This window comes from Stenotrophomonas sp. YJH_SMC_48-3, from assembly GCF_059369375.1.
Map to the genome: position 1 here is coordinate 604979 of NZ_JCAFSQ010000001.1, position 24402 is coordinate 629380.

The following is a 24402-nucleotide window of genomic DNA, read 5'->3' on the forward strand; positions in this document are numbered from 1 at the left end:
GTCTCTCCTCATCACTCGATTGGGTGCCGGCGGCGGTGTTCGGTTACGGTTGCGATGACATGCGCGGGGCGGCGGCGAAGTCCCGTGCGTTGGCGTGCCACGTACTGCGTGCTGCGATTGCGTTGAAGCCAGTTGCGGTGTCAGGCGGCCGATTGCTGCAGGTACCAGCTGGCAGCGCCGACCACGCCCAGCTGGCCGTGTTCGACGACCTTCACCGGGATGCGTGCCAGCGCTTCGCCCATCGGCCCCTTCTGCAGGTAGCGTTCGACGAAGGTGCTGGCGTGCAGGTATTCGCGGATCTGCGGCAGGATGCCGCCGGCCAGGTAGACGCCACCGTGGGCGCCGTAGAACAGCGCCATGTCGCCGATGGTGCTGCCGAGCAGGCCACAGAACACGTCCAGCGCCTGGCGCGCATGCGCATCGGTATCGGCCATGGCGGCGGCGGTGACTGCGTCGGGGCTTGCCAGGGTCGGTGCCTGCCCCTGCAGTGCACACACCGCACGGTACAGGTTCATCAGGCCGGGGCCGGAGATCGCATGCTCGATCGACACGTGCGCGCGGTCGCGCTGCATGTGGCGGACGATGGCCATTTCCAGTTCGGTGCTGGCCGCCAGGGTCGGCTGGCCGGCCTCGGTGGGCAGAACCACCGGGCCGTGCGCGGTGGGGATCCACAGCGCGGCGCCCAGACCGGTACCGGGACCGACCACCAGGGTCGGACCGCGTGCGGCGCTTTCCGGCCCGCACAGGTGCAGCACGCCACTGGCGTCCACCTGCGCGGCCGCGTAGGCCACTGCTTCGAAGTCGTTGACGATGTAGACCCGCTGCAGGCCGACGTCGGCTTCCACCTGGCGCGCCGACAGCGGCCACGGCAGGTTGGCGGTGATCACGGTGCCGTCCTCGCGGGCGTAGCCGGCGCTGGCGACCACGCAGTGCGTGGGCCGCGGGCCTTCGCCCAGGAAGTCGGACAGGATCGCGCTGAGACCGGCATGGTCGGCGTTGCGGTACTTGCGGTACTCCAGCACCTGCACCGGGTGGGCGGCATCGCCGCTGGCCTGGACCCGGGCCACGCGCACATGGGTGCCACCGACGTCGGCGGCCAGGAACGAGGGCGCAACGCGGGACAGGACATGGGCCGGGGCGGGGTGGCTGGCGGTCACGCGGGCTCCTGCTGTCAGGTGGGGCCGGCCCGGAACCGGGGCGGCGATTGTGGCGGAGTCTGTAACCGCGCTGACAACGATGTCAACGAGTTCGTGACACTTTCGTTGCTGCGTTGCAACGAACGCGGCGTGTAGTAAACGTTTACATGGTGTGAGTGCGGGTTTCACGTGGGAACCATTGCCGCACGTGGCTCTAGGACTGCCGCGCATTCAGCGGGGCGTACCGCGGTGGACTTGCGCAGTGCAGCACGAGGTTCACAGGGCTGCGCGTGGAAGTTGACAAACCGCGGCTGTCCATCGAAAGAATGTGACAACGTTGTTCCCAGCCACTCTCCGACGCCGCGTTCTGCGGCCGTCGCCGCAGGAGCCCTCCTGATGTCCGCCGTCCCCGCTGCAAGCGCGCGCCCGAACGTGGCCACCTCCATCGCCATCGTTGGCGTGTTGTTCTTCCTGATCGGCTTCTTCACCTGGCTCAACGGCCCGCTGATCACCTTCGTCAAGTTGGCCTTCGAACTCAGCGAGGTCGGTGCCTTCCTGGTGCTGATGGTGTTCTACCTGTCCTATTTCTTCCTGGCCCTGCCGGCGTCCTGGATCCTGCGCCGCACCGGCATGAAGAAGGGCCTGAGTCTGAGCCTGCTGGTGATGGCCGGTGGTGCCGCGCTTTTCGGTGAATTCGCCACCCAGCGCTGGTACCCGGGCGCGCTGGGCGGGTTGTTCGTGATCGGCAGCGGCCTGGCCCTGCTGCAGACCGCGATCAATCCCTACATCTCCATCCTCGGCCCGATCGAGACCGCAGCGCGTCGCATCGCGCTGATGGGCATCTGCAACAAGATCGCCGGCATGCTGGCGCCGGTGCTGATCGGCACCCTGGTACTGCATGGCATCGGTGACCTGGACAAGCAGGTACAGGCGGCCGACGCGGTCACCAAAGTGGCCCTGCTCAATGAGTTCGCCGCCAAGATCCATGCGCCGTACCTGGCCATGGCGGGCCTGCTGGTGCTGCTGGCCGTCGCCGTATTGTTCTCGCCGCTGCCGGAGATCAAGTCCTCCGAGGCCAACGCCACCCCGACGGCCGCCGGCGCAGCCGAGCGCAGCAGCATCTTCCAGTTCCCGCACCTGTGGCTGGGCGTGCTCTGCCTGTTCGTCTACGTCGGCGTGGAAGTGATGGCCGGTGATGCGATCGGTACCTACGGTCATGGTTTCGACCTGCCGCTGGACCAGACCAAGATGTTCACCTCGCTCACCCTCGGCGCGATGCTCATCGGCTACGTGGTCGGCCTGCTGGTGATCCCCAAGGTGGTCTCGCAGTCGCGCTACCTGACCATTTCGGCGGTGCTGGGCGTGGTGTTCTGCCTCGGCGCCTGGGCCACCCACGGCTACGTGTCGGTGGCCTTCGTGGCCCTGCTGGGCTTCGCCAACGCCATGATGTGGCCGGCGATCTTCCCGCTGGCGATCCGCGGCCTGGGTCGCTTCACCGAGACCGGCTCGGCCCTGCTGGTGATGGGTATTGCCGGCGGCGCGATCATTCCGCAGCTGTTCGCCGTGCTCAAGCAGCACATCGACTTCCAGCTGGTGTTCGTGCTGCTGATGGTGCCGTGCTACCTGTACATCCTGTTCTATTCGGTGATCGGCCATCGCGCCGGCCTGCCGCAGGACAAGGCCTGATCGGCGATGATGGACGGCAGCCAACCCCAGGGAAAACCCATGCGCAGAGCGACCATCAAGGACGTTGCGGAGAAGGCCAAGGTCTCGCTGAAGACGGTCTCGCGGGTGATCAACAACGAGCCCTCGGTGATGCAGGCCACCCGTGCGCGGGTGCTGCGTGCCATTGCTGAACTCGATTACGAGCCCGATCCGTCCGCGCGCAACCTGCGCAGCGGCACTACCTTCGTGATCGGGCTGGTCTACGACAACCCGAACCCGTACCACATCATCGGCGTGCAGAACGGCGTGCTGGCCGCCTGCCGCGAGACCGGTTTCGGTCTGCAGATCCACCCCTGCGATTCCAGTTCGCCGCTGCTGGCCGACGAGCTGGCCGACTGGGTGCAGCGTTCGCGCCTGGCCGGGCTGGTGCTGACCGCACCGATGTCCGAGCGCCGCGACCTGATCCAGGCGCTGACCGCGCGCGGCATCAAGCTGGTGCGCATCATCGCCGCCACCGAAGACCCGGCCGATGGCGCCTGTGTGTTCGTGGACGACCGCGAGGCCGCCTACGAGATCACCGAGCACCTGATCCAGCTGGGCCACCAGCGCATCGGCTTCCTCTGGGGCGGCAGCTCGCACCGGTCTTCGGGCGAGCGCTACGCCGGTTACGAAGCCGCGCTGAAGGACTACGGCATGACCGTGGACAAGCACCTGGTGGTGCAGGGCGATTACACCTTCGATGACGGTTTCCGCGGTGCGCGCCGCCTGCTGGCGCTGCGCGAGCCACCTACCGCCATCTTCGGTTCCAACGATGAAATCGCCGCCGGTGTACTGGCAGCCGCAAAGTCGGCCGGCATGAACGTGCCCTACGACCTGTCCATTGCCGGTTTCGAGGACAGCCCGTTCTCGCGCCAGTCGTGGCCGCCGCTGACCACCGCCAAGCAGGCCACCGAAGACATCGCCCGCCACGCCGCGCGCCTGCTGATCGCGCAGCTGCGCAGCGATGCCTACGACGACGCGCCGGCGCCGCTGCACAACCAGGGCTTCGTGCCGCAGCTGGTGGTGCGTGGTTCGACCGCGCCGATGCGCCCCGCCGGCGCACGCCCCCTTCCTTCCGATCCTGCCTGAGCCTGCCATGTCGCTGTCAGACCCCACGTCCACCCTGATGTTCGCCGAGGCCGCTGAAGCGGCCGACGTGGTTGCGCGCCAGTTCTCGCGCAACCACGCCATCATCGAAACCCTGGCCGCCAGCCTGCGTGCTGCACCGCCGCCGTTCGTGGTCACCTGTGCACGCGGCAGCTCCGACCATGCCGCCACCTATGGCAAGTATCTGCTGGAAACCCAGCTGGGCCTGGTGGTCGCGTCGGCCTCGCCATCGGTGGGGTCGGTCTACGCCGCACCATTGCAGCTGCGCGGCGCACTGTTCATCGTCATCTCGCAGTCGGGCAAGAGCCCGGACCTGCTGCGCAACGCCGAGGCCGCCAAGGCGGCCGGTGCGCGCGTGATCGCGCTGGTCAACGTCGAGGATTCACCGCTGGCGCAGCTGGCCGACACGGTCATTCCGCTGCACGCGGGTGCCGAAAAGAGCGTGGCGGCGACCAAGAGCTACCTGGCGTCGCTGGCCGCGCTGCTGCAGCTGGCCGCGTACTGGAAGCAGGACAGCAGCCTGCGTGCGGCGCTGGACCTGCTGCCCGACGCGCTGCGCGAGGCGTGGCAGTGCGACTGGAGCGCGGTGACCGAAGGCCTGGTCGAGGCCACCAACCTGTTCGTGCTCGGCCGTGGCCTGGGCTTGGGGGCGGCCCAGGAAGCGGCGCTGAAGTTCAAGGAAACCTGCAGCCTGCACGCCGAAGCCTACAGCTCGGCCGAGGTCAAGCACGGCCCGATGGCGCTGGTTGACCGTGGATTCCCGGTGCTGGCCTTCGCGCAGCCCGATGAAACCGGCGCCGGCACCCGCGCGGTGGTCGAGGAATTTTCTGCCCGGGGCGCGCAGGTGTGGCTGGCCGGGGCCGGCGGCAACCTGCCGGTGGCTGCAGCGCCGCATCCGTTGTGCGCACCGTTGTTGACCGTGCAGAGCTTCTATCGCGCGATCAACGCGCTGGCGCTGCGCCGTGGTTTCAACCCGGATCTGCCGCCGCATCTGAACAAGGTTACGGAGACGGTGTGATGGCCACGGTCCTGCGCAACGCCCGCATCCTGGCTGGCGAGGAGTTCCGCGACGATCTGGCGGTGGTGATCGAGGACGGTCGCATCAGCGCGCTGCTGCCTGACGCTGCACCGCAGCTGGGCCAGGCGGCCGAGCAGATCGATCTGGACGGCGGCTGGCTGCTGCCCGGCTTCATCGATGTGCAGGTCAATGGCGGCGGCGGCGCGCTGTTCAACAACACGCCCGATGTCGCCTCGCTGCGCACCATCGCGCGTGCGCACCGGCGCTTCGGCACCACCGCGATGCTGCCGACGCTGATCAGCGACGATGTGGACGTGATGCGCGAAGCAATCGCTGCGATGCGCGAAGCAATCGCTCAGGGCGTGCCCGGCGTGATCGGCATCCACCTGGAAGGCCCGTACATCGCGCCGGCGCGCAAGGGCACCCACGATGCCAGCAAGTTCCGCGTGCCGGACGAAGAAGAGATCGCGCTGGCCGCCTCGCTGGACAACGGCGTGACCCTGCTGACACTGGCGCCGGAACGCGTGCCGCTGGAGACCATCCGTGCGCTGGTCGAACGTGGCGTGATCGTTGCTGCTGGCCACACTGCTGGCACGTACGAAGAGATTCGTGCCGGACTGGATGCTGGGGTGCGTGGCTTCACCCATCTGTACAACGCGATGTCGCCGCTGCAGGGCCGTGAGCCCGGTGCGGTGGGCGCTGCGCTGGAAGACCGCGACAGCTGGATCGGCATCATTGTCGATGGCGTGCATGTGCATCCGGCCAGCCTGCGCGTGGCGCTTGCGGCCAAGCCGCGCGGCCGCCTGCTGCTGGTGACCGATGCGATGCCGCCGGTCGGTGCCGATGATCCCAGCTACGTGCTCTACGGCGAAACCATCACCGCCATCGACGGCGTGGTGCGCAATGCCGCCGGTTCGCTGGCCGGCTCGGCGCTGGACATGGCCACCGCCGTGCGCAACACCGTGCAGCTGCTCGGCCAGCCGCTGGCCGAAGCCGCACGCATGGCCTCGACTTACCCGGCGCAGTTCCTCAACGTCGACGACCGCCTGGGGCACATCGCCGAGGGCTACCAGGCCGACCTGGTGCTGCTGGATGATGCCCTGCAGGTGCGTGGCACCTGGATTGCCGGACAGTACGAGGCCGCCTGATGAACCCGACGCCGCCACGCCGACTGGGCTCGATCGACGCCCTGCGTGGCATCACCGTGGCGGCGATGCTGCTGGTCAACAACCCGGGCGACTGGAGTGCGGTGTTCGCACCGCTGCGCCATTCGGAATGGCATGGCTGCACGCCCACCGATCTGGTGTTCCCGTTCTTCCTGTTCCTGGTGGGCGTGTCGATGGCGTTCAGCGTAGCGCCGCGCGCGCTGGACGTGTCGGCGCGACCTGCACTGGCGCGCGGCGTGCTGGAGCGCGCGCTGCGCATCCTGCTGGCCGGTGCGCTGCTGCACCTGCTGATCTGGTGGGCGTTGGATACCCATCACTTCCGCATCTGGGGCGTGCTGCAACGCATCGCGGTGTGTGCGGCGTTGGTGGGCGTGCTGGCGGTCTACGCGCGGCCGCGCGTGCAGGTGGGCGCTCTGATCGCGCTGCTGGTGGGGTACACCGTGTTGCTGCTGGGCATCGGTGACCTGGCGCCATGGACCAACCCGGCCAGCCGCCTGGATACCGCGTTGTTCGCGCCGTGGATCTATCAATGGCACGCCGATGCCGGGCAGGGCCATGACCCGGAAGGATTGCTGAGCACGCTGGGCGCGCTGGCCAGTACCGTGCTCGGGCTGTTGGCCGGAGGCCTGCTGCGCAGCGGACGTGCCGCGGCGCTGGCCGGGCTGGGTGTGGCGACTGCGGTGTTGGGCCTGCTGCTGGCGGTGGTGCTGCCGTTGAACAAGCAGTTGTGGACGCCCAGCTACGTGCTGTGGACCGGTGGCCAGGCGGCGCTGTGGCTGTGGCTGGGCCACCTGTTGATCGACCAGAAGGGCTGGCCGGCGCTGGGCCGGCGCTTCGGCGTCAATGCGATCACGGCGTATCTGGGCGCATCGGTGATGTCGGTGGTGCTGATGGCTACCGGGGTTTGGGGGTGGGTCTGGCAGCGACTGGCCACCGCAATGCCGCAGGCGCTGGAGCTGGCGTCCATGCTGCAGGCGCTGGTGTTTGTCGCGCTGTGGTGGGGCGTGGCATGGTGGCTGGACCGGCGGAAGATCTATCTGAAGATCTGATGGCACCTCATCCACGCCATGCGTGGATGCTCTCCGCGCGGCCTGTGACCGCTGCAAAGATGAATAATTTCAGCCACGTGGAGGTGGGGTGATGGCCGATCAAGTTCGCAACTGAACTGTGATGGCCGCCACGCAATTTCACCTATCGAAACCGTTCACCACACGGCAGACTGCCTGCGCAGTACCGCATATCCGCAGTTCCTGATCCCTTGTCCAGGAGTGCTGTATGTCCCGTGCCGTTCCGCGCGCTTTCCGTCCGCGCCGCCTCACCGTTTCCGTGCTGCAGGCCCTGGCTGTCCCGTCCGTCATGCTGCTGAGTGCCAGCGTCGCCTGGGCCGGCTGTGACAGCGCCGCCCCCGTCGCCGGCCAGACGGTCACCTGCGATGCCAATGCGCCGAACCCGCAGACTGTTCCCATCACGGCCAATGGCGCGGCCGGCATCACCATCAATATCGCCAACACGGCACAACTGCAGCAGAGCGGTGGCAGCAGCGCGATTTCGCTTGTTGGTGCTGGTGGGCATCTGTTGTCCAACCTGGGCACGATCAGTTCGGTGGGCGGTGTGGCGGTCCAGCTCGGTGGCGGCAGCCGTGTCGAAAATGCGGGCAGCATCAGCAGCGGCAACAACACCGCCCTGCAGTTCGTCGGTGCGGGCGACAGCGTGCTGGTCAACCGCGGAACGATCAGCGGGCGCACCGGCGTACAGTTCGATTCAGGCAACGACCGCCTGGACATGCAGGCCGGCAGCATCAGCGGCGGCGTCCTGCAAGGGGATGGCAACGATGTGCTGCTGCTGGGCAATGGCACCATCGACAGCGTCGACCAGGGCAACGGCGATGACCAGATGACCGTCACCGGCGGCACCGTCACCGGCCTGGTAGCGCAAGGCAGTGGCCGCGATGATTTCGTCATGAGTGGCGGCACGGTCGGCGCGCTGCAGCAGGGCGACAACATCGATACCTTCCGCATGAGCGGTGGCCGCATCATCGGCGCGTTCGAGGATGGCGACCAGGCCTGGATGACCGGTGGCCGCATCGGCCGCGTCAACATGAAGCTGGACAAGAACCTGTGGGACCAGTCCGGCGGCACCGTGGATGGCAATGTGGTGACCGGTTTCGACACCGATACCATCATCATCTCGGGTACCGCCTACATCGGCGGCAACATAAGCGTCAGCGGCGGCAACGACAGCGTGACCATCACCGACGGCACCGTGCGCGGGCAGGTACTGCTCAGTACCGGCGATGACACCTTCAACTGGAATGGCGGCGGCATCGTCTACGGCGCGATCGACATGGGCCCGGACAACGACGTGGCCAACCTCAGCAACCTCAACCAAGGCAACCTAGGTGCGGTGCCGCTGTTCGACGGCGGCAGTGGCATCGACCAGCTCAACCTGAGCAACGTCAAGACCACGGGCGTGGGCCGCTTCCAGAACTGGGAGACGATCAGCCTGACCAACAGCACCGAGCTGAGCTTCGATGGCGACCTGGTGCTGGGCGACAGCGCAACCGGCACCGGCACGCTCACCGTGGATGACACCAGTACCGTGTATGCGGGCAGTGGCGGCCATGCCATCCGTCCGTTCAACAGTGGCGCACTGGTGGAGATGGTCAACGCCGGGCGCATCGACCTGACCGGTACCGGCGCGGGCGACGTGTTCACCGTGCGTGGCAATTATCGAGGCGATGGCGGTGGCCTTTACCTGCGTACCGTGCTGGGCGCGGACAAGTCCACCAGCGACCGTCTGGTGATCGACGGCGGTACTGCCACCGGGACCACCGGCATCGGCGTGCTCAATGCCGGCGGTAGCGGCGCCGCCACGCTGGCCGATGGCATCCTGGTGGTGCAGGCCTTGAATGGTGGCCGCACCGCGCCGGGCGCGTTCTCGCTGTTCGCACCGGTTGCGGCCGGTGCCTACGAGTACTTCCTGTTCAAGGGCGGTGTCAGTGCCGGTACCGCCGAGAACTGGTACCTGCGTTCGACGCTGGTGACCGGGCCGACGCCAGCACCCAACGGTGGCGGCAGCGCGACACCGCCACCGCTGACGCCTCCAGTGGCCCCACCGCCGCCGATCATCCCGGCACCGCCGCCGCCGCCCGAAGGCGCCACCGATCCGGACCTGACCGCGGGCGAGACCGCGCCGCCACCACCGCCACCGGAACCCGCGCCGGTGGCGCCACCCAGCGATCCAGCCGTGCCGGACGTGCCAGTGGCCGGCGGTGCGCTGCCCGGAACCGGTGCCCCGCCGACGCCGGGTGCACGCCCCGCCGAGGGCGCGGTGGTGCCGCTGTACCGCGTGGAGACTGCCACCTATGCCGTGGTGCCGCCGCTCCTGCGCGAGACCTCGCTGGCCAGCCTCGGCACCTTCCACGAGCGGCAGGGCGAGCAGCGCCTGCTGTACAACCAGGGCGCATTCCGCACCGCCTGGGGCCGCTTGGTGGGGCAGAGCAGCGAGATCCACTGGAAGGGCGATGCGCAGCCCGGCTTCGATGGCGATGTGATGGGCCTGCAGGCTGGTCTCGACGTGTGGGCCGCTGCCTCCGACAACCATCGCAACCAGATCGGCGTGTTCGTCGGCCGCACCCGCGCGCAGGGCAAGACCACCGGCCTGGCATTGGGCTGGGAGAACGTGCAGGTGGGCCAGAACCGCCTGGACGACAAGCACGTGGGCCTGTACTGGACGTTCACCGACAGCAGCGGCGGCTACATCGACGCCGTGGCGATGCAGAGCCGTTACGACGGCCGCGTGCGTTCCTCGCGCGGGCTTGGCTTCGGCTTGAGCGGTGATGGCACCAGCGTGTCTGTGGAGGCCGGCAAGCCGCTGCTGCGGTTTGGGCAGTCCGCATGGTGGCTGGAACCGCAGCTACAGGTGATCTGGCAACGCACGTCGCTGGACGACCGCCGCGATGAGGTGTCGAGCGTGCGTTTCGACAACGACAACGCCTGGACCGGCCGCATCGGCCTGCGTCTGGCCGGCGATTATCAATTGGCCGACAACGGCTGGCAGCCGTATTTCAAGCTGAATTACCGGCATGGCCGCTCCGGCGAGGACCGCATCCGCTTCGACGACGACACGATCATCAATTCGCAGCGCTCACGCGCGCTCGAAGCCGGTGTCGGCGTGGTAGGGCGCTTCAACCGCACCATCAGCGCGTACGCGGTGGCCGACTACACGCGCGAGCTGGGCGGTGACCGCAACGAGAAGCGCCGCATCATCGAAGGCAACATCGGCCTGCGCGCGGACTGGTGACAACCGCAACCTTGGGTAGGTGCCGACCTTGGTCGGCACGAATCCCACCCACGCCATGACCTCTGCGCAGCCGGGCATAGGCGCAGCTCTATAGCAGCGGTGCGCACGCATCCGGTTCCACCAGCGCCCCGGCATGATCGGCCAACACCACCACCGCATGCAGCAGGCCTTCCTCCACCTGCGGCGGACACTGTGCCGCCGCGTCCTCCATCTCGCGCGCCGATTGTGCGGCCAGCAACACACCGCCGCAGGCGGACAATGCGGCAAGACAGCGCGTCGCCTCGGCCAGTTCCCGACCGCGCGCCTCGCTGAGTTGCCGCTCGCGCCACGCCTGACCATCGGCAGCGTGGCTGTGCGTGATGCCGCGCAACCGCGCGAAGAATGCGGACGGCGGCGCCTGTTCGTTGGCTCCGGTGAGCGCATCTTCCAATGCCTCGGCTACGGCATTGGAGAGCTGCAGGCCGGGCAACGCGGCGCCGAGCAGTGCCTGCAGGCGTGGATAGGTGGGGAAGGGTTTGTTCATGGCGGCAACCTCACGGAGCAAGGCCACCTGCGGCATGCAAGGTGGCGGGCGGTGCGGGTTGGCGTGCCGGTCAAAATCAAAGAGAAAAAAAGCCGACGGATCACGAGGATCCCCACGCACCGCCCGCCATAGGCGAGCCGGTGCATTGTCGTGATTGCCGCAACGACGGCAACCCGTTCTCTTTGATGTTTGATTCAGGACGCCAATCCCGGCCAGCGCAGGAGGCGCCGACGGAGGCAACCTTCTCGCGTTCTACATGGCAATGACATGGGCAAAGTTGCAATTTACTGATCGCGTGCACGCTGTCTTGCTGCAACCCGCGGCGGGGCCAGATACGACAGTTCGCGCATGGCGAAAGCCATCACCTGCGGGCTATGCTGTGCGCCTGCCTCAACGACAAGGAAACGTCACATGCAGGTTCGCAAGGGAGTGCGTCGCATTGGTGCGCTGGTGATCGCGCTGGTGGCTGCCAACGCCATGGCCGATACGCCCAAGGCAATCGAAGTGCCCTCACCGGAGGCGGAGGCCGAGATCCTCAACCTGCTTGAACGGCAGGCGCTATATCGCGACCGGGTGGACTGGCCTGGAACCCGCACACGACTGCAATCGGTGCAGGGCGACCCCGTGAAGCGGCTGGCGTTGCTGCGCGAAGCCATTGCGGTCAGCACGGGCAATCACGGCGTATGGACGACGACCCAGCGCCAGAGCGAATTCCTTGCGCGGGCGCAGCAGGCCGGCGCCGCCGCCGTGGACCGGGCCAAGGCGGCCGATGCGGTGGATATGCGCATCGGCTGGGTGGTCATCGAGGGCTACGCCTCCACGCCGGGCGCGACGCCGCAGGAAAAGTTCCGCCAGGACATCGAGCGTGCTGCGCGGTGGCAGCAGGTCATCCGCAGCAAGGACGACGGCGCGCGCTGTGGCTGGATCGTCGACCTGCGTGACAACAGCGGTGGCAACATGTGGCCGATGCTGCTGGGCATGGCACCGCTGCTGCGCACCTCGGTAGTGAACAACGAAGATGTGGGGTCGTTCGAAACCGCACAGGGGCCGGAGCGCTGGACGTTGACCGCGACCGCCGTGCAGCGTGCAGGCAAGTCGGTGCTGGACTTCGGCCAGTCCGGGTATGTGCTGCGGCAGCCCGGCGCGCCGGTGGCAGTGCTGTTCGGACCGCGCACCGGCAGTTCGGGCGAGGCCTCGGCGCTGGCGTGGCGTGGTCGTCCGCAGACGCGGAGTTTCGGTCAGCCCACTGCGGGTGTCTCCACTGGCAATGTCGTGCACACGCTTGCCGATGGCAGCCGCCTGCTGCTGACCACCAGCGTGATGCGGGACCGCAATGATCGTGGCGACGGCTTGAAGATCGAGCCCGACCAGCGCGTCGAGGGTGACGCCGCCACCGTGGCCGCCGCCCAAGCCTGGCTGCTGGCCCAGCCCGCCTGCCAGGGCACCCGGTCATGATCCTGATCGGCCAACAGGAACGGGTGCTGATCGTCGGCCCCACCGAGGCCCACCACTGCCTGCGCTGCCAGACGGAAACCGAATTCGCCCCGCAGCTGCGCTACAAAATGGCGCGCATCGACCTGTTGTTTGGCTTCACCTACCAGCGCCGCTACGAGCTGGCCTGCACCCGTTGCGAGCACGGCTGGGTGCTGGATACCGAGACCATGGACCAGCAGCTGGGTGGGGTGCCGATCCCGTGGCGGCACCGGCTTGGCCTGCCGCTGATGCTGGTGGTGGTGGCCGGTCTGGCGATGGCCGGGTGGATGTGGCGGCATGGATTCCTCGGTTGAGGAGCGGGCCTGTTAAAGTCTGCCCTGCAATCACGTACCGGAAACCGACCATGGACCACGACACCCCGTTCGAACCCCTCAACGATCTCGAGGTGCGCCTGCTGCAGGCCCAGGACGGCACGCTGACCGCAGCGCAGTTCCTCGACGGCCTGCTGACCTCGACGGCGTTCGTGCTGCTGGACAAGGCCATCGGCGAAGATGGCGCCTGGGACGAGAGCATCTCGCCGCTGGTGCTGACCAGCGAGAGCGGCGAGCCGATGTTCGCGGTGTTCACCGCGCCCGAGCGCGCTGGCCTGTGGCATGAGCAGCTGCCGCAGTTCGCGCATGCCATGCCGATCGCGGTGCACGCGCTGCTGGCCGGTATCGGCGACGGCGTCGGCCTGGTGCTGAACCCCGGCCTGGACGTGGGCATGGAGATGATTCCCGATGCCGTGGCCCAGCTGAAGCAGCGGGCGGCGGCGATCACCCGCGGGATGGCGCATTGAAGCCAGCGATATAGGGTTGCCGGCCAGCGGCCGGCACTACCCATGGGAGTCGGTGCGCGGCCGCCACGGCGGTTGCGGATCAGCGGGCGGCGGCGATGGCTTTCACCCGCGCCTTGGCCAGCGCTTCGCCGATGGCCGGGCCCTTCAGATGCGTGGTATCCAGATCCCGCGCCTGCACTGACAGCGCCGCCTGGTGCAGGCGCTTGAGCGTTTCGCCCTGCGGGTAGTCGGCGTCCTCGAAGCCGAGCCGCCCGCGCTTGTCGGCCTCGCAGCACAGTGCGATGCGGGCCACGCGCTCCGGCCGACGCAACGCATCACAGCGGCCCAGTAGTTCCAGCACGGTGGCATCGCGCAGTTCGTCGATGCGGTGCACGTTCAAGTGCTCGCGGCACACCGCTTCGGCCAGCTGCTGGTGCTCGGTGGGAATCTTCAACCGCGCGCACAATGCCTTCAACGGCTTGATGCCGCGCTGCTCGTGCATGATGTGGCGCGGCCATTCCTCCGGCGGGGTCAGGCCCTTGCCGAGATCGTGGGTGAGGGCAGCGAAGCCGACCAGGTCATCGCCGGGGGCGAGCTTCGCGGCCATGTCGCTGACCATTTCCTGGTGGATGCCGGTGTCGACTTCCGGGTGGAATTCGGCACGCTGCGGTACGCCGTACAGTGCTTCCAGTTCGGGCAGGATTGGGCCCAGTGCCTGCGCATCGTGCAGCGTGCGCAGGAAGGCGGAGGGCCGTTCACTGACCAGCGCCTTGCGCAGTTCCTGCCAGACGCGTTCCGGCACCAGCGCGTCCAGTTCACCGCTGGCGGCGACCTCGCGCATCAGTGCCATGGTCTCTTCGGCGACGCTGAAGCCCAGTGGTGCAAAACGGGCCATGAAGCGCGCCGCGCGCAGCACGCGCAGCGGATCCTCAACGAAGGCCGGCCCGACATGGCGCAGCACGCGCTGTTCCAGGTCACGGACACCGCCATAGGGATCGACCAGCGTGCCGGTGTCTTCGTCGCAGGCAATCGCATTGATGGTGAAGTCGCGGCGCTGCAGGTCCTCTTCCAGCGTCACCGCCGGATCGGCATCGACCACGAAGCCGCGATAGCCGCGGCCGGATTTGCGCTCGGTGCGCGCCAGCGCGTATTCCTCACCGGTCTTCGGATGCAGGAACACCGGGAAATCACGGCCGACGGCGGTGTAGCCCTGTGCTTCCATCTGCGCGGGCGTGGCACCGACCACCACCCAGTCATGGTCGCCGGCAGGGCGCTGCAGCAGGCGGTCGCGCACGGCGCCGCCGACAAGATAGATCTTCATGGTCGGGATCATCGCATGCCCGACTTGTAGAGCCGAGCCCATGCTCGGCTGCTCAGGCGGTAGCGCTACCGGACAGAACAGCAGCCGAGCGTGGGCTCGGCTCTACAGAAGGCGGGTGATCAATCGCCGCCCTGCTCGGCGTCGGCCGCGCAGCTGAAGCGCTTGCGCTTGTCGACCAGGCGGCCCATCAGGCGGTCGCTCAGCGGCAGCGCATCACCATTGAGGCGCCAGTCGTAGATCACGCTGAAGGCCAGCACGCGGGCGACGTACTCGCGGGTTTCCTTGTAGCTGATGGTCTCGATCCACAGATCCGGATCGAAGCCCGGGCGTTGGCTCTGCCAGCGTGCTGTCGGCGTCGGCCCCGCGTTGTAGGCGGCGATGGTCACGTACGGCAGGCCGTCGTACTTGTTCATCAGCTGGCGCAGGTAGGCGGCGCCGATCGCGATGTTGGTGTCCGGGTCGTACAGGCTGTCGGCGCCGCCGTAGCCGGTCAGGCCGATGGACTTGGCCACGCTGGCACCGGTGGCCGGCAGCACCTGCATCAGGCCCATGGCGTTGGCAGGCGAGCGCGCACGCGGAGTGAAGGTGCTTTCGGCTCGGATCTCCGCAGCCACCCAGGCCGGGTCGATGGCATTGCGTGCCGACTCGCGGCGGATGGTGGCGTCGTGGTGCAGCGGGAAACGCAGGTCGTACAGGCGCTGTTCCTGCGGCTGCTTGCCGAGCGCGAACACGGCGCGGTCGAACCAGCCGTTGTCCTGCGCGACACGTACCGCCAGGCGGCGCTGGGTGTCATCGAAGCGCGACAGCGCGCTGTTCCATTCGGCCACGGCCCAGCTGGCGCGGTCGATCTGGTACAGCGCCATCGCGCGCTGGATGGCCGGGTCGCGCGCGACCGCTGCCTGTGCCTGCGCGCTGTCATTCGGCTTCCACGGGCACAGCGTGTAGCCCTGCTGCAGCTTGTCGGCGGCCAGGAAACCGTGGAAGGTCGGTGCGCGTGCGGCTTCGCGGAACAGCGGCTGCGCCTGCTGGGCCTGGCCGGTCTTCTCCAGCATCCGGCCTTCGAAGTAGCGCCAGCGCGGGTCGCTGCGCTGCTTGCTGCCCATCTTGCGGATGGCGGTCAGCGCCGCCGGCCAGTCGCCGCGCGACATCGCTTCGCGCACGCGCCATTCGTGGAGGCGTTCGTCATACGCCGATTCCGGCACCGCGTTGAGGCGGCGCGCCGAATCGGGCAGGTAGGACGCCACCGTCCACAGTGCGATCTGGTATAGCACCTGGCCCTGCTGCGCGGCACTCAGGCCCAGCGCCTGGGCGTACTGCGGCAGCTGCTGTTCGGTGGCGGCCGGGTCGGCCTTGGCCAGCTTGGCCAGGCCATCGGTGGCGATGCGCCGGCTGCGTTCGTTGCGCGGCCAGTTCAACGCGCTGGCATTGGGCTTGTCGACAAAGGCAGCGTAATTGTTCGCCAGCGCCAGGTCGGTGGCAGGCAGGCCACGCGCAGCGCTGCGCATCACGGCGGGCTGCTGCGCGTCGGCGGCGGCATCGATCCGTTCCCAGCGCAGGGCGTCGCTCAGGCCACCTTGCGCCTGCAGCACGGCGAAAACGGCATCACAGCCGTCCGGCAGCGACTTGCCGTTCTTGCGCCACAGGTCCTGCGCCTCGCTGATCCACTGCGGATCGACCTTGCCCGTCACCTGACGAGCGGTCAGTTGCGCACAGCGCAGGCCGGCGTTGTCGGTGGGCACCCAGTTGGCGAGCAGGGTGGGCCAGTCCTGGCGGCGTGCGACCGAGGGCAGCCACACGCTGCGGAACGTGTTGGCCACGGCCTGGCCGTCATAGCGCTTGAGGAAGGCCTGTGCCTGCGCGGTATCGACGGTGTCGATGTTACGGCGCAGGTTGGCGTACTCCAGCCATCCGTAAGCCGGATGGCGGCTGAGTGCAGCGGCCTGGCCGGGATCGAACTGGCCGCGTTCGGCGGCTGCGATCGCGGCCTTCAGCTGCGCGTTCTGGGCGTCGAGGGACTGGGCGTTGGCGCAGCCGATCAGCAGCGTGGTGGCCAAGGGCAGCAGGGACAGGGCAGTTGAAGTGCGTCGGGTCATGGCGACCAGCATAGCGGGCGATGGCTGAATTCAGTTTCGCATTGCGTGCACGCCGAGCGTCGGCAACGACAGCTGAATGACCCCGCGCAGGCCACTGCCGCAGGGGACGGGAGGCGTCGTAAGGTCGGCCTTGGGCGAACGGCCCGGCTGCAGGGAGCGGCACATGGCGTTCAGTAGCGCAGGAAGAAGCGGTCCGCTGGCGGACATCAATGTCACGCCACTGGTGGATGTGATGCTGGTGCTGTTGATTATCTTCATCGTGACCGCGCCAATCGTGGCCCGGCCGATTGCCGTGCAGTTACCACAGGCCACCGATCGCACGATCGATCGCCCCGAACCGCCGCCGCCGATCGAGCTGCGCCTGGATGCTGCCAACCAGCTCAGCTGGAATGGCCAGCCCATGACGATCAGCGAGCTTCAGGCGCGCCTGCAGGCACAGGTGGGCGAACATGCCGGCAACCTGCCGGAGCTGCGCATCGCCACCGATCCGGCGGCCGAGTACGAAGGCATGGCGAGGATTCTGGCCGCGGCCGAGGCGACCGGTATGGAGCGGATTGCCTTCGTGCGATAGAGCGTTGTCTCACTGCCGCTCATGCGGGGATTGCTGCATGAGCGGCGCTTGCCCCGCTGACAGCGTCGCATCCAGGATCCGCAGAAAAGCCATTTCAATCTGCGCTGGAACCGGGGTCGGATTTGCTCGCCACTTTCCGCTCTCAGGGTCATGTTCAACGTCGAAAGCAGTCAACTCGGCTCTCTCGAAATCCACCACAACCGTCAGTCCCTCTCCCGAGGCCAAGGCCGCATTGCTGGGAGAGGGGCAGTCGTTGCACTCGATTACGCCGCCCGCTCTCGATTCGCCTGCCAGGAAAAGAAGCAGCGTCATCACCATCGTAATGCCCGGCGCGCCACTTGCTGGTTTCATGATCGATCCTCCTGCGATTGGCTGGAGGTTCGAGTCTGCACCGGACGGATCAGCGGGGCCTTCTGAATCAAGCAATTTCAGACTACTTCTGAAACGGTTCGGCAAAGACCTGTTCGATAAATGCGGCAACTCCCGGCGCGCGATGTCGCGGCCGGCATCAAGGCCGCGTGCCGTGAACACCATCGCAAGGTCATAACTGCAGCTATTTGACGCAAAGCGCCTGTAATTGCGTCAATTCCACGTGAAAGAGTGTCGACCGTCACGCCGGGCCTTTTACCACTTGTTTACAAAGGAGACGCTGCCGCCATGCAGGGGGGAGCGCGGCAGTCCATGTCCCGACATTCCTTTGGAGAGAGAGCGAATGAATCACCTGCACCACCGCCCGTTGGCGGTTGCCGTCGCGCTGTGCGTGATGGCCCTGGCACCGCTGGGTGCCGCTGCACAATCCACCACCAACCTGGATGCGGTGGAAGTCACCGGTACCCGCATCAAGCGCGCTGAGGTGGAGGGCCAGGTGCCGATCCAGACGCTGACGCGCGGCGATATCGAACGCACCGGCCTGACCTCGATCGGCGAAGTGCTGCAGCAGCTCACCGGTTCCGGTTCGGCGCTCAACGCCAAGTTCAACTCGTCCGGCAACTTCGGCTTCCCGCCCGATGGCAGTGGTGTAGGTGCCGGTTCGGCGCAGGTCGACCTGCGCCACCTGGGCGCCAAGCGCGTGCTGGTGCTGGTCGATGGCATCCGCTGGGTCAATGAGTCATCCGCATCCGGCGTCGGCTCGGCCACCGATCTCAATACCATTCCGCTGGCCATCGTCGAGCGCATCGAAGTGCTGGAAGATGGCGCGTCGTCGCTGTACGGTTCCGACGCCATTGCCGGCGTGGTCAACATCATCACCCGCCGTGACTTCGATGGCGGCCAGGTGACCCTGAACTATGGCGAGTACAGCAAGGGCGATGGCACGCAGAAGGGCGTGGACCTGGCCTGGGGCAAGAGCGGCGACCGCTTCAGCCTGTTCCTGGGTGCCAGCTGGACCAAGCAGGATCCGGTGTTTGCCAAGGACCGCGAGCAGTCGCGCTTCCCGATTCCCGGCACCGGGCTGGCGTTCGGCAGCGGTGGCATTCCGCAGGGTCGTTTCATGTTCACCGACCCGAACACCGGCGCGGTGCAGAACATCGTGCCCAATACCGGCGTGAGCAACCCGCGCTACGACGGCAGTGCCGGCTGCAGCCGCACGGATGACTACCACTGCTTCGCTACCGCCGACCGCTTCAACTTCGCCGAATACAACATGGTGCTGACACCGTCGGAGCGCAAAGGCCTGTTCGGCCAGTTCCGCTTCGACATCACCGACAACGTGCAGTGGTATGTCAAGGCACTGGGCAACCGTCGTGAGTCGACCAACCAGGCCGGCCCGGAGCCGCTGTTCTTCGGCCCAGATGGCGCCACCGGCAATCCGCTGGCCGACAACATCACCGTGTCCGCGCTCAATCCGTACAACCCGTTCGGCTTCGACCTGGTCTCGGGTGACAACCTGAGCCTGATCGGCCGCCGCCCGGTGGAAGGCGGCGCGCGCGTGTTCAAGCAGGAAGTGGACACCACGTATTTCGCCGCCGGCCTGGTCGGTGACTTCCATGCCGCCGACCGCAGCTGGTACTGGGACGTCAACGGCATGTACAGCAAGAACAAGGCCGAACAGACCAACTACGGCAGCTATGACATCTACAAGGTGAACATGGCGCTGGGCGATCCGGCGGTGTGCGCGGCCACGCCGGGCTGCGTGCCGCTGAACATCTTTGGTGGCGTCGGTTCGATCACCCCGGACATGCTGAAGTGGATCCAGCCGGTGGTGCGCGACCGCAGCCAGAACGAGCTGAGCCTGTTCACCGCCAACCTGTCCAGCGAGCTGTTCTCGCTGCCGGCAGGTCCGGTGTCCTTCGCCACCGGTTTCGAGTACCGCAAGTACAAGGGCTCCTACCAGCCCGATCCGCTGACGGTGATTGGTCACTACAACGGCGTGCCGTCGCAGCCGACCTCCGGTTCCTACGATGTCAACGAGGCTTACCTGGAGTTGAGCGTGCCGATCTTCGCCGATTCCTCGTTCGGCAAGAAGCTGGACCTGAGCCTGGCCGGCCGTTATTCGGACTACTCCACCTTCGGTGGTGAATTCACGCCCAAGTACGGCCTGCGCTGGCAGGTGACCGATGACTTCGTGCTGCGCACGACCTATGCCGAAGGCTTCCGTGCACCATCGATCGGTGAGCTGTACGGCTCGGCCGCGCGTGCCGACCTGCAGCTGTTCGATCCGTGCTCTGTGGGCCTGGGCGGTACGCCGCCGCGTGGCAGCGCGGCCAACTGTGCTGCGCTGGGCGTGCCGGCCGGCTTCCAGCAGGCCAACTCGCAGATCTCGGTGACCACCGGCGGCAATCGTGATCTGGAACCGGAGCGTTCGCGCAGCTTCAGCACTGGCTTCGTGTGGAGCCCGTGGTTCGGCAACAACGCGTCGTGGTCGGAGCGCTTCGATGTGGAGGTGACCTTCTACCGCCACGCCATCGATGGTGCGATCCAGGCCATCAACGCGCAGACCCAGCTGGACCTGTGCGTGGACACGCTCGACCCGGTGTACTGCGATGGCATCACCCGCGCCAGCACGGGTGCGGTCAGCAGCTTCAACAACCGCCTGACCAATCTGGGCTCGATCAAGACCGACGGCTGGGACGTGGACCTGTTCTGGACGTTGCCGCAGACCTCCTTCGGCCAGTTCAAGCTGGCCTGGAAGAACACGTTCGTCGGTCGTTACGAAGCCACCGGCGCGGCCGGGCAGAAGCAGCCGCAGAAGCCGGGCGTGGAAGTGGCCGACAGCTCCATTCCGGAGTGGACCAGCAACGCCAGCATCGCCTGGACAATGGACCGCTGGAGTGCGAACTGGACGGTGCGGCACATCTCCGAGCTGACCGAGAACTGCGGCGATGCCGTGGCATTCCCGGTGTGCAGCAACCAGGCCGACGGCACCAACACGCTCTCGGCCACCACCTTCCACGACATGCAGGTGGGCTACAAGATCGACTGGATGAAGGGGCTGCAGCTGACCGCGGGCCTGAACAATGTGTTCGACAAGGATCCGCCGATCTGCCTGTCGTGCTCGTTGAACGGGTATGACGCCTCGACCTACGACATCCCGCGTGGCCGTTACTGGTACCTGCGCGCGGACCTGCGGTTCTGATGTGAGGGGGGCAGCGCCGGTCAGTTCCGGCGCTGCCTTGCGAATGTAGCGCCGAGCCCGCGCTCGGCTGATTCTCTGAGCCGAGCATGGGCTCGGCTCTACAGGTGCGGCGCGGTCGTACCCCGCGTCTGATCAGAACGCCCAGGTGAACGTCAGCGAGCCGTTGCGGCCATCGCCGTAGGCACCGTAGCCGTTGATCTGCGACAGGTACTTCTTGTCCAGCAGGTTGTTGAGGTTGGCCTGCACGCTGAACTCCGACGAGATGCGGTAGCGCACAAAGGCGCTGACCAGTGCGTAGCCGCTCTGCTCGATGCGGCCGTAGGCCGGCACCGGGTAGTAGATGCGGTTCTGCCAGTTGGCACCGCCACCGACGGTCAGTGCCTGCAGCGACTGCGGGGTGTAGCTGGTGAACAGCTTCAGTGCGGTCTGCGGCAGGTTGGTGTTGATGTCGGCGTCGTTGATGTCCTTGGCCACGTAGCGCGACGCACCGAAGGTCGCATTCCAGCCCGGGGCGAGTTCGCCGTTCACCTCGAACTCGAAGCCGCGGCTGACGGTGCCGCGTGCGGCGCGATAGGCGAACTCGTTCTGGCTGCCCTGCACGGGTTCACCGGTGGCCTGGCCGACGTTGTCCTGTTCGATGCGGAACACCGCCAGCGAGGCATTCAGGCGGTTGTCGAACCACGCCCCCTTGACGCCCACTTCGTAGCTCTTGCCATCGACCGGATCGAGGTAGCTGCCGTTGCGGTCCTTCAGCGTCTGCGGCTGGAAGATTTCGGTGTAGCTGGCGTAGGTCGAGTACGTCCCGTTGATGTCGAAGACCAGGCCAGCGTACGGCGTGGTCACCTTGTGCGCGCGGTCGGCGCCTTCACCCTCGCTCTTCCAGTCAGTGTAGCGTGCGCCAATGATCAGCTTCAGCGGATCGGCCAGCGACAGGCGCGCGGCCGCGTAACCGGCCTTCTGCGTGATGGTGCCCTCGCTGGCCAGGGCCAGCGGGTTCCAGTTCGGCTCACCGATCTTGCCCGTCCAGTTCAGATAGCTGGCGAACGGATCCCAGGTCTGGCCCGGGCCACCGACCTGGTAGTCGCCGTAGTTGGCGTACTCGCGCCTGTTGTAGCTGAGGCCGGCCATCAGCTGGTGCTCGCGGCCGAACAGCTGGAACGGGCCGTCAATGTAGCCATCAACGCCGGTGACCTTGCGCTCAGTGTTGTAGAAGCCTGCGGATGGCGAGATGCCCGCGCCGGTGGTCCTGTCGAAGTTCGATTCGCCCGTGGTCCAGTCGTTGTAGGCCGGGTAGAACAGTTTGTCGTCGGCCTTGGTCTCATCGTGCGTGGCGCCAACCTTGAACTTCCAGCCATTGCTGAAGGCGTGCTGCAGGGTGGCGAAGGCGCGCTTGCTGGTGGTGTCCCAGTAGGTCCAGTCCGGGCTGGCGTTGAACGATTCGTCGTAGCCGGTGCGCGAGCCATCCGAGTACAGCATCGGGAAACCGCCCCAGGTCGCGCCGTTGGCGCGCTTCTGCTGGTAGTCGTAGCCCACGCTCAACTGGGTGTCCGGAGTCAGGTCGGCGTCGATGACGGCATAGCCCAGCGTCTTGCGCTGGTTGTAGCGGTCCATCTGGCCATCGGTGTCCAGGTAGCTGCCGATTACGCGGCCGCGCACCGTGCCACTGGCGTTGAGCGCGCTGCCTACGTCCACGGTGGTGCGGGTGCGGCCCCAGCTGCCGACGTTCACCGACACGCTGCCGGCCAGCTCGGCACTGTCGGCATGCTTGCGGATCAGGTTCACCGACGCGGACGGATTGCCGGCACCACTGAGCAGGCCGGTGGCGCCACGCACCACTTCCACGCGGTCGTACAGCGCAAGGTCCAGGCCGGAATCACCGTAGCTCCAGTTCTGCACCATCTGCGTGGGCAGGCCATCGAACTGGTAGGCGTCGATGTAGAACCCACGTGCGTAGAACTCGGTGCGCTCGCTGTCGGACTGGGTACTGGTCACGCCGGTGGTGTTGGCCAGCACGTCGATGATGTCGTCCAGGTTCTGATCTTCGATGCGCTGGTGGCTGATGATGCTGAGCGACTGCGGGATCTCGCGCGGTGCCAGGTCGAAGCGGGTACCGGCCGAGGTGCGGCGCACCGAATAGCCTTCGGCGCGTTCGCCCTTGACCACTACCTTGTCCAATGTGGTCGGGTCGGCGGCGGTGTCGGCGAAGGCGGCCGGGGCCGGGGCCAGGGCGCAGAGTGCAACGAGTACGGCAACGGACAGCCGCTGCGGCTGCGGGATACGGAAGGCGGAACGGGTCATGGGGGTCCTGGACGAGCACGCGCGCTCGGCCGGCATCCAGAAGGCGAGGCGCTACGGGGGGAAACGGGCGGGCAGGCCGTCCTGGCACCACCGGAAACGCAAGAAATGGTAATACGAACTATTCCTATTTACAAATCATGAACGAGGTAGGCACTCACGCGGGCCGCGACGCAGCGCATTGGGTTCAGCGCAGCAGCGGCAGCGGATCGCGCGCGCCATCGGCGCCGTAGATGCCCCAGTGCAGGTGGGGCGGCGTGCCCTTGGCATTGCCGCTGTCGCCTACATGCCCGAGCAGGTCGCCGGCCTGGACCACCTGGCCGCGCGCCAGGCCCTCGGCCCAGTCGTCCAGATGGGCGTAGTAGTAACGTTCACGCCCGGGCCCGATCACCCAGACCTGGCGGCCACCGAGGCCGCGCTCGCTGACGTCCGCGATGACGCCGGCAGTGACGCTGCGCACCGCGGTGCCGCGCTTGGCGAAGATGTCGATGCCGGCGTGGGAGCGGTCACGGCCACGTGGTGCGCCGAAGGTGTTGGCGATCTGGCGTGGCCGCACGCCGTCCACTGGCACCGGCAGTTGCGTGGCCGGCGGCATCCGCGCGAGTGTCCACAGCATCTTCGGTGCGGCGGCCCAGGGACTGTTCCACAACGCCATCATCGCAACGACGGCAATGGCCAGCCACAGGCCGCGCAGCAACCAGCGGCGCAGGCGGTGGGCGTGGGAGGGCGATGTGTTCATGGTCTCCGACTGTAGCGCCGAGCCATGCTCGGTGGCTGTTACTTTGCGGTCAAAGCGCAGTCGAGCATGGCTCAGCGCTACAGAACCGGGGCCAGCGGCACTTTGAAACTGCGCTTCAACGTTCCCAGTGCTACCGAGGTGCGGAAGCGCTCGATGTTGTCATCGCCGCCGAACAACCGCTCGGTGATCGCCTCGTACTCCTCCATCGACGCGGCCGACACCAGCAGCAGGAAATCGCCGTCGCCGGTGATCGAGTAGCACTGCTGCACCGCCGGGTCGTCCTGCACGCGGCGCTTGAACGGCGCCACGTGATCACGCTGCTCGCTGACCACGCGCACTTCGACGATGATGGTCAGCGGTCGCCCGACCTTGGCTGCGGCGACTACCGCCACGTTGGCCGAGATCACACCGCTGTCCTGCAGGCGTTTGATCCGGCGTTGCACGGCCGGGGTGGACAGGTGCACGGTCTCGGCGATCTCGCGCTGCGGCAGGGTGTTGTCCCGCTGCAGCAGGTCGAGGATGGCGCGGTCGAAGCTGTCGAGCACGGGGGCGGTGGCCATGGCGAGCAGAAGTTGCACGAACGGGCTGTCAATTGAGCCAAG

Annotated in this window: 19 protein-coding genes; 11 read left to right on the forward strand and 8 right to left on the reverse strand. The window is 67.0% G+C overall.

Features of this window, described 5'->3' with window-relative positions; translation table 11 throughout:
* Window positions 1–140 precede the first annotated feature (140 nt).
* Window positions 141–1157 carry a glucokinase family protein gene (locus AC5P65_RS02775; RefSeq protein ID WP_111098690.1) on the reverse strand — a complete coding sequence of 339 codons (1017 nt, stop codon included), beginning with the start codon at window positions 1155–1157 and terminating at the stop codon, window positions 141–143.
* 375 nt (window positions 1158–1532) lie between these two features.
* Between AC5P65_RS02775 and AC5P65_RS02780 the strand changes: the two genes are divergently transcribed.
* The 6 genes from AC5P65_RS02780 to AC5P65_RS02805 all read left to right on the forward strand — a co-directional run bounded on the left by AC5P65_RS02780 (window position 1533) and on the right by AC5P65_RS02805 (window position 10433).
* The gene (locus AC5P65_RS02780; protein ID WP_021204670.1) at window positions 1533–2822 is read left to right on the forward strand and encodes a sugar MFS transporter; all 1290 of its coding nucleotides are present in this window, start codon (window positions 1533–1535) and stop codon (window positions 2820–2822) included.
* 39 nt (window positions 2823–2861) lie between these two features.
* Entirely contained in the window at window positions 2862–3929 is a 1068-nt protein-coding gene (locus AC5P65_RS02785; protein WP_005411045.1) for a LacI family DNA-binding transcriptional regulator, read from the forward strand.
* A gap of 7 nt (window positions 3930–3936) precedes the next feature.
* Window positions 3937–4965 carry an SIS domain-containing protein gene (locus AC5P65_RS02790; RefSeq protein WP_021204669.1) on the forward strand — a complete coding sequence of 343 codons (1029 nt, stop codon included), beginning with the start codon at window positions 3937–3939 and terminating at the stop codon, window positions 4963–4965.
* Window positions 4965–6113 (forward strand): N-acetylglucosamine-6-phosphate deacetylase, encoded by a 1149-nt coding sequence (gene nagA, locus AC5P65_RS02795; protein WP_049481520.1) that lies wholly within the window; start codon window positions 4965–4967, stop codon window positions 6111–6113. Before AC5P65_RS02790 ends, nagA begins: the two co-directional genes overlap by 1 nt.
* Complete coding sequence (locus AC5P65_RS02800; protein ID WP_111098692.1) at window positions 6113–7180, forward strand: acyltransferase family protein; 1068 nt, start codon at window positions 6113–6115, stop codon at window positions 7178–7180. The genes nagA and AC5P65_RS02800 overlap by 1 nt, the downstream gene beginning before the upstream one ends.
* A gap of 226 nt (window positions 7181–7406) precedes the next feature.
* Complete coding sequence (locus tag AC5P65_RS02805) at window positions 7407–10433, forward strand: autotransporter family protein (RefSeq protein ID WP_495215412.1); 3027 nt, start codon at window positions 7407–7409, stop codon at window positions 10431–10433.
* An 88-nt stretch (window positions 10434–10521) separates the two neighbouring features.
* On the opposite strand, the gene AC5P65_RS02810 is transcribed toward AC5P65_RS02805, so the two are convergent.
* On the reverse strand, window positions 10522–10956 hold the full coding sequence (locus AC5P65_RS02810) for a hypothetical protein (RefSeq protein WP_111098706.1): 435 nt from the start codon (window positions 10954–10956) through the stop codon (window positions 10522–10524).
* A 411-nt stretch (window positions 10957–11367) separates the two neighbouring features.
* Between AC5P65_RS02810 and AC5P65_RS02815 the strand changes: the two genes are divergently transcribed.
* Genes AC5P65_RS02815 through AC5P65_RS02825 form a run of 3 tightly spaced genes read left to right on the forward strand, consistent with a single transcriptional unit; the run spans window position 11368 to window position 13228 of the window.
* Entirely contained in the window at window positions 11368–12411 is a 1044-nt protein-coding gene (locus AC5P65_RS02815; RefSeq protein WP_111098694.1) for a S41 family peptidase, read from the forward strand.
* Window positions 12408–12743, forward strand: a complete 336-nt coding sequence (locus AC5P65_RS02820; RefSeq protein ID WP_111098695.1) for a hypothetical protein — start codon at window positions 12408–12410, stop codon at window positions 12741–12743. The genes AC5P65_RS02815 and AC5P65_RS02820 overlap by 4 nt, the downstream gene beginning before the upstream one ends.
* Window positions 12744–12793: 50 nt before the next feature.
* A complete protein-coding gene (locus tag AC5P65_RS02825; protein WP_005419309.1) occupies window positions 12794–13228 on the forward strand; it encodes an SseB family protein in 435 nt (144 codons plus the stop codon).
* 79 nt (window positions 13229–13307) lie between these two features.
* On the opposite strand, the gene AC5P65_RS02830 is transcribed toward AC5P65_RS02825, so the two are convergent.
* Both AC5P65_RS02830 and AC5P65_RS02835 read right to left on the reverse strand, forming a co-directional pair.
* Entirely contained in the window at window positions 13308–14528 is a 1221-nt protein-coding gene (locus AC5P65_RS02830) for a multifunctional CCA addition/repair protein (protein ID WP_111098707.1), read from the reverse strand.
* Between the two features lie 119 nt (window positions 14529–14647).
* Window positions 14648–16633 (reverse strand): transglycosylase SLT domain-containing protein, encoded by a 1986-nt coding sequence (locus AC5P65_RS02835; RefSeq protein ID WP_111098696.1) that lies wholly within the window; start codon window positions 16631–16633, stop codon window positions 14648–14650.
* Window positions 16634–16784: 151 nt separating this feature from the next.
* On the opposite strand from AC5P65_RS02835, the gene AC5P65_RS02840 reads away from it, so the two are divergent.
* A complete protein-coding gene (locus AC5P65_RS02840) occupies window positions 16785–17192 on the forward strand; it encodes an ExbD/TolR family protein (protein ID WP_021204654.1) in 408 nt (135 codons plus the stop codon).
* Between the two features lie 9 nt (window positions 17193–17201).
* Here the strand turns inward: AC5P65_RS02840 and AC5P65_RS02845 are convergent, their stop codons facing one another.
* Window positions 17202–17726 (reverse strand): hypothetical protein, encoded by a 525-nt coding sequence (locus AC5P65_RS02845; protein ID WP_146256810.1) that lies wholly within the window; start codon window positions 17724–17726, stop codon window positions 17202–17204.
* Between the two features lie 229 nt (window positions 17727–17955).
* Here AC5P65_RS02845 and AC5P65_RS02850 point away from each other — a divergent pair, with 229 nt between their 5' ends.
* Window positions 17956–20766 carry a TonB-dependent receptor gene (locus AC5P65_RS02850; RefSeq protein WP_495215416.1) on the forward strand — a complete coding sequence of 937 codons (2811 nt, stop codon included), beginning with the start codon at window positions 17956–17958 and terminating at the stop codon, window positions 20764–20766.
* A 132-nt stretch (window positions 20767–20898) separates the two neighbouring features.
* Here the strand turns inward: AC5P65_RS02850 and fhuE are convergent, their stop codons facing one another.
* The 3 genes from fhuE to AC5P65_RS02865 form a co-directional block, all read right to left on the reverse strand.
* Window positions 20899–23064 carry a ferric-rhodotorulic acid/ferric-coprogen receptor FhuE gene (gene fhuE / locus AC5P65_RS02855; RefSeq protein ID WP_111098698.1) on the reverse strand — a complete coding sequence of 722 codons (2166 nt, stop codon included), beginning with the start codon at window positions 23062–23064 and terminating at the stop codon, window positions 20899–20901.
* Between the two features lie 184 nt (window positions 23065–23248).
* Window positions 23249–23800: a M23 family metallopeptidase gene (locus tag AC5P65_RS02860; RefSeq protein ID WP_021204650.1), complete on the reverse strand. Its 552-nt coding sequence runs from the start codon at window positions 23798–23800 to the stop codon at window positions 23249–23251.
* A gap of 77 nt (window positions 23801–23877) precedes the next feature.
* Window positions 23878–24360, reverse strand: coding sequence for an Lrp/AsnC family transcriptional regulator (locus tag AC5P65_RS02865; RefSeq protein ID WP_021204649.1), 483 nt, complete (start codon window positions 24358–24360; stop codon window positions 23878–23880).
* Between the last annotated feature and the right edge of the window lie 42 nt (window positions 24361–24402).